Annotated in this window: 13 protein-coding genes; 7 read left to right on the top strand and 6 right to left on the bottom strand. The window is 71.0% G+C overall.

Annotated features, from left to right (window positions below; translation table 11 throughout):
- Nucleotides 1–2 precede the first annotated feature (2 nt).
- From ACFSC0_RS09030 to leuB, 3 genes are all read left to right on the top strand, one after another.
- Nucleotides 3–722, top strand: a complete 720-nt coding sequence (locus ACFSC0_RS09030) for a VOC family protein (RefSeq protein WP_377283271.1) — start codon at nucleotides 3–5, stop codon at nucleotides 720–722.
- A gap of 188 nt (nucleotides 723–910) precedes the next feature.
- Nucleotides 911–1,522: a 3-isopropylmalate dehydratase small subunit gene (leuD, locus tag ACFSC0_RS09025; protein WP_377283272.1), complete on the top strand. Its 612-nt coding sequence runs from the start codon at nucleotides 911–913 to the stop codon at nucleotides 1,520–1,522.
- A gap of 66 nt (nucleotides 1,523–1,588) precedes the next feature.
- Nucleotides 1,589–2,641 carry a 3-isopropylmalate dehydrogenase gene (gene leuB / locus ACFSC0_RS09020; RefSeq protein WP_377283273.1) on the top strand — a complete coding sequence of 351 codons (1,053 nt, stop codon included), beginning with the start codon at nucleotides 1,589–1,591 and terminating at the stop codon, nucleotides 2,639–2,641.
- Nucleotides 2,642–2,703: 62 nt separating this feature from the next.
- On the opposite strand, the gene ACFSC0_RS09015 is transcribed toward leuB, so the two are convergent.
- The gene (locus ACFSC0_RS09015) at nucleotides 2,704–3,837 is read right to left on the bottom strand and encodes an MFS transporter (RefSeq protein ID WP_377355135.1); all 1,134 of its coding nucleotides are present in this window, start codon (nucleotides 3,835–3,837) and stop codon (nucleotides 2,704–2,706) included.
- A gap of 92 nt (nucleotides 3,838–3,929) precedes the next feature.
- On the opposite strand from ACFSC0_RS09015, the gene ACFSC0_RS09010 reads away from it, so the two are divergent.
- Together ACFSC0_RS09010 and ACFSC0_RS09005 are read left to right on the top strand one after the other, a co-directional pair.
- Nucleotides 3,930–4,547, top strand: a complete 618-nt coding sequence (locus ACFSC0_RS09010; protein WP_377283275.1) for a glutathione S-transferase family protein — start codon at nucleotides 3,930–3,932, stop codon at nucleotides 4,545–4,547.
- Between the two features lie 130 nt (nucleotides 4,548–4,677).
- A complete protein-coding gene (locus ACFSC0_RS09005) occupies nucleotides 4,678–5,100 on the top strand; it encodes an OsmC family protein (RefSeq protein WP_377283276.1) in 423 nt (140 codons plus the stop codon).
- A 6-nt stretch (nucleotides 5,101–5,106) separates the two neighbouring features.
- Here the strand turns inward: ACFSC0_RS09005 and ACFSC0_RS09000 are convergent, their stop codons facing one another.
- A complete protein-coding gene (locus ACFSC0_RS09000) occupies nucleotides 5,107–6,675 on the bottom strand; it encodes an AbgT family transporter (protein ID WP_377283277.1) in 1,569 nt (522 codons plus the stop codon).
- A 70-nt stretch (nucleotides 6,676–6,745) separates the two neighbouring features.
- The gene (locus tag ACFSC0_RS08995) at nucleotides 6,746–7,132 is read right to left on the bottom strand and encodes a PaaI family thioesterase (protein WP_377283278.1); all 387 of its coding nucleotides are present in this window, start codon (nucleotides 7,130–7,132) and stop codon (nucleotides 6,746–6,748) included.
- Nucleotides 7,133–7,257: 125 nt separating this feature from the next.
- Between ACFSC0_RS08995 and ACFSC0_RS08990 the strand changes: the two genes are divergently transcribed.
- Complete coding sequence (locus ACFSC0_RS08990; RefSeq protein WP_377283279.1) at nucleotides 7,258–8,289, top strand: aspartate-semialdehyde dehydrogenase; 1,032 nt, start codon at nucleotides 7,258–7,260, stop codon at nucleotides 8,287–8,289.
- Nucleotides 8,289–9,203 (top strand): EamA family transporter RarD, encoded by a 915-nt coding sequence (gene rarD, locus ACFSC0_RS08985; RefSeq protein WP_377283280.1) that lies wholly within the window; start codon nucleotides 8,289–8,291, stop codon nucleotides 9,201–9,203. Before ACFSC0_RS08990 ends, rarD begins: the two co-directional genes overlap by 1 nt.
- 112 nt (nucleotides 9,204–9,315) lie before the next feature.
- Here rarD and ACFSC0_RS08980 read toward each other — a convergent pair whose 3' ends face one another.
- Genes ACFSC0_RS08980 through ACFSC0_RS08970 form a run of 3 tightly spaced genes read right to left on the bottom strand, consistent with a single transcriptional unit; the run spans nucleotide 9,316 to nucleotide 11,894 of the window.
- Nucleotides 9,316–10,431, bottom strand: a complete 1,116-nt coding sequence (locus ACFSC0_RS08980; RefSeq protein ID WP_377283281.1) for a serine hydrolase domain-containing protein — start codon at nucleotides 10,429–10,431, stop codon at nucleotides 9,316–9,318.
- A gap of 15 nt (nucleotides 10,432–10,446) precedes the next feature.
- Nucleotides 10,447–11,199: a PfkB family carbohydrate kinase gene (locus ACFSC0_RS08975; protein ID WP_377283282.1), complete on the bottom strand. Its 753-nt coding sequence runs from the start codon at nucleotides 11,197–11,199 to the stop codon at nucleotides 10,447–10,449.
- Entirely contained in the window at nucleotides 11,199–11,894 is a 696-nt protein-coding gene (locus tag ACFSC0_RS08970; RefSeq protein WP_377283283.1) for a helix-turn-helix transcriptional regulator, read from the bottom strand. The genes ACFSC0_RS08975 and ACFSC0_RS08970 overlap by 1 nt, the downstream gene beginning before the upstream one ends.
- Nucleotides 11,895–11,897 lie beyond the last annotated feature (3 nt).

The following is an 11,897-nucleotide window of genomic DNA, read 5'->3' as shown; positions in this document are numbered from 1 at the left end:
CGATGATCCTCGGCCTCGACCACGTCGCCGTCGGCGCGACCGACATCGAGGCTGCGACCCGCGCCTTCACCGCCCTGCTCGGCCGTCAGCCGGAGCGCCGGGACGGCGAGGCCTGGTTCCAGCTGCCCAACATGGCCCTGCGGCTCACACCGGGCGAAGCGGACGCGATCGTCGGCCTGTCGTTCCGCTCGGACGATCCCGACGCCGACCTGACCCTGATGACCCGCCGCGGCCTGACGGCCGCCGGCTCCGGCCTGGACGCCGCGGGCATCCCGGTCGCGCTGTCGCCGGCCAACGAGCGGCCGATCTCTGCGCCGACGCAGGACGTCGCCTCCGCCGTCGCCGCCCTCGACCACGTGGTCGTCCGCACCCGCAACATCGACCGGGCGGTGGCCAACTTCGGCGGCCGGCTGGGCCTGGACCTGCGGCTCGACCGCGCGAACGAGGCCTGGGGCGCACGCCAGCTGTTCTTCCGCTGCGGCGGCGCGGTGGTCGAGTTCGGCGCCAGCCTGAAGTCGCCGCCCTCGGACGAGCCCGACAGTTTCGGCGGCCTGGCCTGGCGGGTGACCGATCCCGACGCCGCCCACGCCCGCATCGCCGCCGCCGGTTTCGACGTCTCCGAGGTCCGCACCGGCCGCAAGCCCGGCACCAAGGTCTTCACCGTCCGCTCCGGCGTGCCCGGCGCGCCGAGCCTCATGATCCAGCAGGGGGCGGAGGACTGAGAGCTTGTCCCCCGCCTTCCCTCCCCTTTATGGGGAGGGTGGACGATGCGAAGCATCGGACGGGTGGGGAACCCGCGAACCGCGCCTAGGGCCGCCGGTTCACGCTTCGGCGACGATGGACTTCCCCACCCGGCCCGTCGCTCCGCTCCGGGCCACCCTCCCCATGAAGGGGAGGGAAGGAGATAGAGATGCAACCCTTCACCCGCCTGGACGCGCCCATCGCGCCGCTGCCGCTGGCCAACATCGACACCGACCAGATCATCCCCAAGCAGTTCCTGAAGACCGTGGAGCGCGAGGGTCTTGGCCGGGGCCTGTTCTACGACTTCCGCTTCGATCCCGAGGGGCGGGAGAAACCCGACTTCGTGCTGAACCGGCCCGAGTACAAGGGCGCCGGCGTGCTGGTGACCGGCGACAACTTCGGCTGCGGCTCGAGCCGCGAGCACGCGCCCTGGGCGCTGATGGACTTCGGCATCCGCTGCGTGGTCTCCACCAGTTTCGCCGACATCTTCTACAACAACTGCTTCCAGAACGGCCTGCTGCCCGTGGTCCTCAAGGCCGACGAGGTCCAGCAGCTGATGGACGAGGCCCGCGGGGGCAACCACATGGTGACCGTCGACCTGGAGGCCCAGACGGTGGTCTCCCCGTCCGGCCAGACCTTCCGCTTCGACATCGACCCGGCCCGCAAGCACAAGATGCTGAACGGCCTCGACGCCATCGGCGAGACCCTGCAGAAGGCGGCCGACATCGACGTCTTCGAAAGCAAGCGGGCGCTGACCCAGCCCTGGATGGAAGACGCCTGAGGCTTCCCGGCGGCTCTGTCTTCTTCTAGGAGGTCCCCTCCGCACTTGCTGAAGGGGGCTCCCGCCATGACCGACCTGCTTCTCCTGCCCGGCGACGGCATCGGGCCCGAGGTGACCGAGCAGGTGCGCCGGGTGGCCAGCCGCCTCGCCAATGAGCTGAAGATCGAGGAGCGCCCGTTCGGCGGCGCAAGCTTCGATAAAAACGGCACGCCCCTGCCGGACGAGACCCTGGCCGAGGCCAAGGCGGCCAAGGCGGTGCTGATGGGCGCGGTCGGCGGGCCCAAGTGGGCCGACGCGCCCCGCCACCTGCGCCCGGAGGCCGGCCTGCTCAACCTGCGCGCCGGCATGGAGGTGTTCGCCAACCTGCGCCCGGCGCTGTGCTTCGGGCCGCTGGCCGACGCCTCGACCCTGCGCCGCGAGGTGGTCGAGGGCCTGGACATCATGATCGTCCGCGAGCTGACCGGCGGGGTCTACTTCGGCCAGCCGCGGGGCGTCGAGACCCTGCCGGACGGGTCCAAGCGCGGGATCGACACCCAGGTCTACACCACCGCCGAGATCGAGCGGGTGAGCCGCGTCGCCTTCGAGCTGGCCCGCGGCCGCCGCAACAAGGTGACCAGCGCCGAGAAGTCCAACGTCATGGAGACGGGCCTGCTCTGGCGCGAGGTGGTCACCGCCCTGCACGCCCGCGAGTACCCGGACGTGACGCTGGAGCACATGCTGGCCGACAACTGCGCCATGCAGCTGGTCAAGAACCCCCGCCAGTTCGACGTCATCGTCACCGACAACCTGTTCGGCGACATCCTGTCGGACGAGGCGGCCATGCTGACCGGCAGCCTGGGCATGCTGCCCTCGGCCGCCATCGGGGCGCCCGGCAAGCCCGGCCTCTACGAGCCGATCCACGGTTCGGCGCCCGACATCGCCGGCCAGGGGGTGGCCAACCCCCTCGCCGCCATCCTGTCGTTCGAGATGGCCCTGCGCTGGTCCCTCGGGCGGGCCGACCTGGCGGACAAGCTGTTCGCGGCCGTCGCCCGCGCGCTGGAGGCCGGCGCCCGCACGCGCGACATCGGCGGGACGCTCTCGACCGTCCAGATGGCCGACGCCGTCATCGAGGCCCTCTAAAACCCCGTCATCCCGGACGGCCGCCAGGCCGACCCGGGACCCGGACCCGCGGCGGAGCGGACTTAGCGCTTGGCCTCCCACAGCCGCCAGATCAGCAGCGCGATCCCAGCGTAGGTGATGGTCGCCAGCGGCAGGCTGGGCGTACCGACCGTGGCGAGCACCGCGCCGCCGGTGGCGCCGGCCAGCGCCTGACCCATCGACGCCGACGAGCCGTTGAGGGCCAGCGCCAGCGGCGCGGCGTTGGGCGCGCGGGCCATCAGCCGCGTCTGGACCACCGGCATCACGGAGAACAGCGCCGTGGCCATCACCACATAGGCCAGGCCCACCAGGATCCAGGTCGGCCAGCCGGGCGAGAGCCAGTGGTGCAGTACGATCCAGTGCAGCGCCGCGGCCAGGATCAGCCCGGAGTAGGCCAGGGTGATGGAAAGCCCGCCCCAGCCCTTGTCCGCCGCCCGCCCGCCGAGCGAGAGCCCCAGGAAGCTGCCCACCCCGATCAGCAGCTGGAAGGCGGCCACGCCCTGACCGGTGATGTCCGAGCCGACCCTGAGCACCGGGGCGATGTAGATGTTCATGCTCATGTTGGCGGCGAAGGCCAGGAAGGTCGCCAGGAACAGCGGCGTGGCGTTCCAGGTCAGCCGCCCGCCCATGGCCGGCGGCGGCGGCTTCACGCTGGGCAGGATCAGGGCGATGGCGACGAAGGCGACCGCCGCCAACCCCGCCGCCATGGCGAACGCCGCCCGCCAGGTGAAGATCGAGCCGATGATGGTGCCCATCGGAATGCCGAGCACGAAGGCGATGGTCATGCCGCCGCCGACCATGGCCAACGCCCGGCCGCGCATCTCCGGCGGTACGAGGCCGCTGACCGCCGCCGAGGAGGCGGGCCCCGCCAACGCCGCGCAGGCTCCGATCATCGCCCGGAAGACCAGCAGCTGGCTGAAGGAGCTGGTGGCCATGCAGACGAGGTTGAGGACGATGGTCAGGGTGAGCGCGACCAGCAGCACCTTCTTGCGGTCGAACCGGCCGGCCAGCATGGCCAGCGGCGGCCCGGCCAGCGCGGCGGTCAGCACATAGGTGGTCTGGATCTGCCCCGCGGCCCCGGCCGAGACGCCCAGGTCGGCGGCCATGAACTCCAGGAGGCCGGAGAAGATCAGCGCGCCCGAGCCGAAAGCGAAGCTCGACAGCGTCAACACAAGCACGCGTGGGTTCACGGTCGCACAGCTCCGCAGTTGACGCGTCGCTCGCGCCCGGCCTAGCCCTAGTAAACAACGATAACGGAGGCGCGCCCCAAATGAAGCTCTACAATTCCGTCGGCCCCAACCCGCACGTGGTCCGGATGTTTGCGGCCGAGAAGGGCGTGAAGCTCGACCTGGTGCAGGTCGACCTCATGCGCGGCGAGAACCGCCAGCCGCCCTACAACGAGGCGATCAACCCCGCGGGCACGCTTCCGACGCTCGAGCTCGATGACGGGCGGAAGATCTGCGAGATCACCACCATCTGCGAATACCTCGACGAGACCCAGCCCGGCGCCTCGCTGATCGGGAACACCCCCGAGGAGCGGGCCGAGACCCGCATGTGGACCCGCCGCATCGACCTCGGCGTCGTCGAGCCGATGACCAACGGCTTCCGCGCCGCCGAGGGCCGGCGTCTGTTCGAGAGCCGCATGCGCCTGCTCGACGCCGAGGGCGCCGCCGGCCTCAAGGCCATGGCCCGCGACAAGCTGCTGTGGCTCGACGCCCAGATGGGCCAGAACCAGTACGTCTGCGGCGACCGCTTCACCCTCGCCGACGTGCTGCTCTACTGCTTCATGGCGTTCGGAAACACCGTCGGCCAGCCGATCCCCGACGAGGCCGGCTGGGTGAAGTCCTGGTTCGAACGGGTGAAGGCCAGGCCCAGCGCGGCGGCCTAGGCGCCCGCCGCCTCCCCCTTTTCGTCATCGCCGGGCTTGTCCCGGCGACCCATCCCGCCACAGTTGTCACAGGGGCGCATCAGGATGGGTGGTCGGCATGACGCCGGCCATGACGTGAAGGAGCGAGACGATGATCCGGAAAGCCAGAGCGGTGTGGCGCGGCGCAGGGCGCGATGGAAACGGCGACCTGACGACCGACTCCGGCGTGCTGTCGAGCACCCCCTATTCGTTCAGGACCCGCTTCGAGAACGAGCCCGGGACCAATCCCGAGGAGCTGATCGCCGCCGCCCATGCCGGCTGCTTCACGATGGCGCTCGCCTTCCAGCTCCAGAACGCCGGCTTCACCGCCGACGAGTTGGCCACCGAGGCCGCGGTGACGGTCGAGCAGGAGGCCGGCGGCTTCACGATCAAGAAGTCGGCCCTGACCCTGCGCGCCAAGGTCCCCGGCGTCGACCGGGCCAAGTTCGAGGAACTGGCCCGCACGGCGGAGAAGACCTGCCCTGTGTCCAAGGTGCTTAACGCCGAGATCACCATGGACTTCGAGCTGGCCTGACCGGCCTCAGGGCGCGGCCGGGGCGACGGGAGCGGCCGGGGCCGCCGGCAGCTGGTACTCGACGCCGGCTCCGGGGCCGAGCGCCCAGCCGAGGCTGCTCCAGGCCAGCACCATGACAAGGCCGGCCGCCAGGAACGAGAGGGAATAGGGGACCATGGTCGCCATCAGCGAGCCGACCCCGAAGTCCTTCTCGTACCTCTGGGCGAAGGCCAGGATCAGCGGGAAGTAGACCATCAGCGGGGTGACGATGTTGGTCACCGAATCGCCCATCCTGTAGGCGGCGGTGGCCATCTCCGGGCTGATGCCCAGGAGCATCAGCATCGGCACCAGGATGGGGGCGAGCGCCGCCCACTTGGCCGACGCCGAGCCGATCATCAGGTTGATGAAGGCCGCCAGCAGCACGATGCCGATCAGCAGCAGCGGCGTGGGCAGCCCCGAGGCCCGCAGCGCCCCGGCCCCGTGGATCGCCAGGATGGCCCCCAGGTTCGACCAGTTGAACATGGTCACGAAGTGCGCGGCGACGAAGGCCAGCACGATGTAGGGGCCCATCTCGGCCATGGACTCGCCGGTCAGGCGCACCACGTCGGCCTGCCGCTTCACCGTCCCGGCCGCGGCCCCGTAGGCGACGCCGCAGACCAGGAACAGCAGGAAGAAGTAGGCGACCAGCGAGTTGTAGAAGGGCGTCAGCCGCTCGGAGGGAACCTCGGCGGCGGCGTCGATGAACGGCGCGCCGGGCGGCAGCGTCAGCGCCGCCCACACCGCGGTGATCGCAAGGGCGCCGAGGCCGGCCCAGGCCAGTCCCTTGCGCTCGGCGGCCGAGGTCTCGGCCGTGGGCGCATCGCCGTCGGCGACCGCCGAGGCCGAAGGCCGCCAGGGACCCAGGCGCGGCTCGACGATCTTGTCGGTGACGAACCAGCCGATGGGCGTGAAGACGATCGCCATGGCGGCGATGAACCACCAGTTGCCGGCGATGTTGGCCGTCCAGTCCGGCTGCAGCAGCCGCGCCGCCGGCTCGGTGATGCCGAGCAGCAGGGCGTCCAGGTGGCCCGGGAAGATGTTGGCGGAGAACCCGCCGGAGACCCCGGCGAAGGCCGCGGCGATGCCGGCCACCGGGTGTCGGCCGGCCGCCGCGAAGGCCACGCCCGCCAGCGGCACCAGCACCACGTAGGCCGCATCCGCCGCGTGGTTCGAGACGATGGCGACGAAGACGATGATCGGGGTGAGCATGGCCTTCGGCGCCTTGGCGAGGCTCGCCCGCATGACGGTGGAGAACAGCCCCGTCCGTTCGGCGACGCCGGCGCCCAGCATCACCGTGAGCACGAAGCCGAGCGGCGCGAACCCGGTGAGGGTCCGGGGCATGTCGACGAACAGCCGGCGCAGGTTCTCCGAGGTGAACAGGCTGACCGCGGCCAGGGTCTCGCCGGTCACCGGGTTGACCGCCGAGGCGCCCGCTGCGTCCGCGACCGCGCTGGCGGCGAGCAGCAGGCCGATCATCCAGAGGAAGATGACCACCGGGTCGGGCAGGCGGTTGCCGACCCGCTCGATGGTGCTCAGGAACCCGATGCCCGTGGCCATGCCGCCCTCCCCGCTGGTCTTCCGTGAAGCTTGTCGTCCGACGCGGCGGGGCTTGGCAAGGGGCGGCCCGCTAACCCTGGATGGTCATCTGCGTCTGGATGACCAGGCACAGCAGCTTGCCCTCGGCGTTGGTGATGCGCGTCTGCCAGACGCTGGAGCGGCGGCCGATGTGCAGCGGCGTCGCCTCTCCCTCGATGGGCTCGCCGACCCTGGCCGAGCCCAGGAAGTTGGTCTTGCTCTCCAGCGTCGTGGTGCGGGCGGCGCCCTCGGGCAGGTTCAGCACGCCGCCGATGGCCCCCAGCGCGTCGGCGAAGGCCATGTAGGCGCCCCCGTGCAGGATGGAGCCGGCGGTGCAGAGGTCCTCGCGCACGACCAGCCGGCCGCGCACCCGCGCCTTGCTCCGTTCGAGGATCTCCACGCCCATGAGGTCGGCGAAGGGCATTCCGGTGGCGGCCATGATCTCTCCCTGAAGCTTGCGCCGGCCGAGCCTAGCCCCCACCTCCGAAGCCGCAACCGGCGCTCGCCTTGCTATGCGCCGCTCGGGAGGGTAACGGGACGCTCCCTCATTCAGGAGAGACTTCGATGGGCTACCGGGTCGCCGTGGTCGGCGCCACGGGCAACGTGGGCCGTGAGATGCTGAACATCCTCGAGGAAGTGAACTTCCCCGTGGACAAGATTCACGCGATCGCCTCGCGCAGGTCCATCGGCGTCGAGGTCTCGTTCGGCGAGCAGATCGTCAAGTGCGAGGACGTCGAGCAGTTCGACTTCTCCAAGGTCGACCTGGTGCTGATGAGCGTCTCCGGCTCCTTCTCCAAGGAGTGGTCGCCGAAGATCGGCGCCGCCGGCCCCATCGTTATCGACAATTCCTCCGCCTGGCGGATGGACCCCGACGTGCCGCTGATCGTGCCGGAAGTGAACCCGGACGATGTGGAGTGGGCGAACCGCAAGAACATCATCGCCAACCCCAACTGCTCGACCGCCCAGCTGGTGGTGGCGCTGAAGCCGCTGCACGACCGGGCCAAGATCAAGCGGGTGGTGGTGGCGACCTACCAGTCGGTCTCCGGCGCCGGCAAGGAAGGCATGGACGAGCTCTGGGACCAGACCAAGGGCGTCTTCGTCCTGGGTCCGTCCGAGCCCAAGAAGTTCCCCAAGCAGATCGCCTTCAACGTCATTCCCTTCATCGGCTCGTTCAACGACGACGGCTACACCGACGAAGAAGCCAAGATGTGGAACGAGACGCACAAGATGATCGACCCGAGCATCAAGCTCACGGTCACCTGCGTGCGCGTGCCGGTGATGGTCGGCCACTCCGAGGCGGTGAACATCGAGTTCCACGAGCCGCTGGACGAAGACGAGGCCCGCGAGCTGCTGCGCGAGAGCCCCGGCCTGATCGTCATCGATAAGCGCGATCCGACCGGCTACATCACGCCCAAGGAAGCCCAGGGCGAGTTTCCGGTGTTCGTCTCCCGCATCCGCAAGGACCCGACCGTCGAGAACGGCCTGTCCCTCTGGGTCGTGGCCGACAACCTGCGCAAGGGCGCGGCCCTCAACGCCGTGCAGATCGCCGAGCTGCTCCACGAGCGCGGCCTGATCCGCACCAAGGCGATCGCCTGATGCCGGCCGCGTCGGCGCCCGGCGAAACCCGCCTGGCGCTGACGGCGGGTATCGGCTGCTACCTCATCTGGGGGTTCGTCCCCCTCTACTTCCAGGCGGTGGCCCAGGCCGGCGCCGGCTCCTGGGAGATCCTTGCGCACCGCATCGTCTGGAGCGTGCCGGCCGCGGCGGTGTTCGTCTGGATGGCGCGGCAGTGGGGCCAGGTCGCCGGCGTGTTCCGCCAGCCGAAGGTGCTGGGCTGGCTGCTGGTCTCGGCGGTGCTGATCTCGGTCAACTGGGTGGTGTTCATCTGGGCGGTGAACTCCGGCCGGGTGCTGGAGACCAGCCTCGGCTACTACATCAACCCTCTCGTCAACATGGCGGCCGGGGCGCTGATCTTCCGTGAACGGATCGATCGCATCGGCCAGGCCGCCATCGCCCTGGCCGTGGTGGGCGTCGCCCTGCAGGCGCTGGCCATCGGGCACCTGCCGCTGGTCTCGCTGGCGCTGGCCTTCAGCTTCGGCGGCTACGGGATCGTCAGAAAGCGCGTCGCCGCCGACGCCCAGACGGGCCTGTTCCTCGAGTGCCTGCTCGTGGGCGTTCTCTGCCTGGCCTACATCGTCTGGCTGGAGGCGGCGGGCCTCGGCCACTTCCGCGAGCCGGTCACCGCCGCCTGGCTGATCGTCTCCGGCCCCGTCACCGCCGTGCCGCTGGTGCTGTTCGCCTGGGCCGCCCGCCGGATGCCGCTCTCGGCCATGGGCTTCCTGCAGTTCCTGGCCCCGACCATCAGCTTCATGATCGGCGTCGCCCAGGGCGAGGCGTTCGACACCCTGCGCATGGCCTCCTTCGCCTTCATCTGGGGCGCGGCGGCGGTGTTCCTCTGGGGCGCCTGGAAGCGCACGCGGCCGGCCGCGGCGGCGGCGCTGGCGGAATAGGTCACGAGGTCATCCCGGACGGCCGCAGGACGATCCGGGACCCAGATCCCCCTGCGCATGTGAAGCGCTCTGGGTCCCGCTTTCCGCTTCGCTGCGGCCGGGATGACAGGGATTAGTAAGCCGCCTCGATCAGGCGCCGCGCCCGGGCGTCGCCGATGAGGTCGGTGGACTGCTTGTTCATGACGTAGGCGCCGCCCAGGCGCCGCTCCGGGTCGGCGAACACGCACGAGCCGCCCCAGCCGGCGTGGCCGAAGGTCTGCTCGCCCGGGCCCCAGATCTTCACCGTCTCGTTGCGCATCACCCCGGCGCCCCAGGACAGGGTGAAGGGCAGGACGAGGTCCTGGCCGCAAATCCGCTCGCGGGCCAGTTCGGCGATCAGCGCCGGCGAGAGGATCATCTCCCCGTCGATCCAGCCGCCGTCGGCCAGCGCGCCCATCAGCCGCGCCAGCGACAGGGCCGTGGCGTGGCCGTTGGCCGAGGGGATCTCCGCCCGCCGCCACTCGGCGCCGCTGCGCCCGCCGGGCGAGGACCACGGGGTCAGGAAGGCCGCCCGGGTGGGATCGTTCAGCTGACCGAACTTCGGCAGGCCGGTGGGCCGCTGAAGCTCGGCGGTGCGGGCGTGCTCGGCGTCGGGCAGGCCGATCCACAGGTCGAGGCCGAGCGGGCCGGCCAGGTCCTCGCGCAGCGCCGTCCCCATGGTCCGCCCGTCGACGCGCCGGAAGATCTCGCCGGCGATGTAGCCGAAGGTGATGGGGTGGTAGCCGCTGGCGCTCCCCGGCGGCCACATGGGCGCCATGGCGGCGAGCTTGCCGCAGATCAGGTCCCAGTCGAACCAGTCGGACGGGTCCATCTCGTCCATGAAGCCGGAGAGGCCCGCCTGGTGGGACAGCGCCTGCTCGACGCTGATCTTGTCCTTGCCGGCCTGCCCGAACTCCGGCCACACCTCGGCGACCGGCCGGTCGTAGGCCAGGCGTCCGGCGTCCACCAGCCGGGCGATCAGCACGGCGGCCACCGCCTTGGTGGTGGAGAAGATCGGCGTCAGCGTCGCCTCGTCGAAGGGGCGGGTGCGCTTGCGGTCGGCATGGCCGGCCCACAGGTCCACCACCACCTCGCCGGCCTCCACGAGGCTGAACCTGGCCCCGATCTCCTGGCCCTCGGCGAAGTTGGCGGCGAAGGCGTCCTTCACGGCCGCATAGGACGGCTGGGCGAAGCCGGCGATCTCGACCATGGAAGCTCCGGGCGTCTAGGGAAGCGCCTCTATACGCAACGCCCCGCCAGTTGGCATCAGCCGGGCGAGCACCGCGCGCGCCGCGGCGGCCGCGGCCTCGGCGGGCGGGCGGCCCTCGGCCAGCTCGGCGCCGAACACGGCCGCCACGAGGTCGCCGGTCCCGTTGGGCGCCTGCGGCAGGCGCGGGTGGGCGATGAGCGTCGCGGCGTTCTCGTCGCAGCAGAGCAGGCCGATCTCGCCTTCGCCGAGCGGCACGGAGGTGACCAGCGCCGGCGGCTCCAGCTGCCGCGCGGCGTGGCAGGCGCTGGCCGTATCGGCGACGGCGAGTCCCGTCAGGTGCGACAGCTCCCAGGCGTTCGGGGTGATCCAGCTGGCCAGCGGCGGCAGCAGCGCCTCGACGGCGGTTGCGACCTCCGGCTTCACGTACAGTCCCTTGGGCGCATCGCCGAGGATGGGATCGACCACCGTGACCCGCGGCGGCCTGCGCCGCAGCGCCTCGGCCGCGGCCTCGACCTGCTCCGGCAGCGAGAAGTGGCCGGTCACGACGAGGTCGCAGCCCAGCCAGCCCTCGGCCTCGAGGTCCTCCAGCATCGCCGCGAAATGGTCAGGCCCGGTCGCCCGGCCCCGGCCGCCCTTGGCCGGGCTGCGGCCGAACACCACCGTCGGAACGAGCGCGGCCTCCCAGCCCAGCGCCGCCAGCGCCAGCTGCTGGGCGTTTCCGCCGATCGGATCGCCGGCGACGAAGCTCGAGAGGATCAGGGCCCGCATCAGGCCGGGTAGGGCTCACGATTCATCGCCTTGCGCCAGCGGGCCCGCAGGATGCCCGGCCGTTCCGGGTAGCGTTCCTGGAGGAATTTCGCCTCCACCACCCGGTCGGTGCGGAAGGTGCGGAAGTCGGCCCGCAGCTCGCACCAGGCGACCAGCAGGCGCACGGCGTCCAGGTAGCCCACCGCGAACGGCCAGATGGTCCGCTCGGTCTCGCGCCCCTGCTCGTCGGCGTAGCGCAGCCAGACCTTCTCGCCGGCATGGATGGCCGCCCGGGCGCGGGCCATGTCGAGCTTGTCCTCGGCCAGGTCCCAGCGGCGGTGGCTGCGCACGGCGGGGTCGAGGATCAGGGGCCGAAGGTGCTCAGGGACCGCCGCGCCGATCTTGGCCACCAGGTCCTGGGCGGCCTTGGCGAGCGCCGGATCTCCCCGCGTGGCCACCCACTGGGCGCCCAGCACCGCCACCTCCACCTCGTCGGCGGTCAGCATCAGCGGCGGCAGGTCGAAACCGCCCTCCAGCACATAGCCGACGCCCGCCTCGCCGCGGATCGGCACCCGCTGGCCGATCAGGTCGGCGATGTCGCGGTAGACCGTGCGCTTGGACGTCTCGAGCTCGGCGGCGATGGCGTCGGCCGTCACCGGCCGGCTGCCCCGCCTAAGGATCTGGATGATCTGGAACAGCCGGTCCGCCCGCCGCATCCG

The sequence above is a fragment of the Phenylobacterium terrae genome, assembly GCF_042681205.1.
In the GTDB taxonomy this organism is placed as follows: Bacteria; Pseudomonadota; Alphaproteobacteria; order Caulobacterales; family Caulobacteraceae; genus Phenylobacterium; species Phenylobacterium terrae.
The sequence above is the reverse complement of the archived record's forward strand: the minus strand, read 5'-3'. Positions and strand labels throughout refer to the sequence as shown.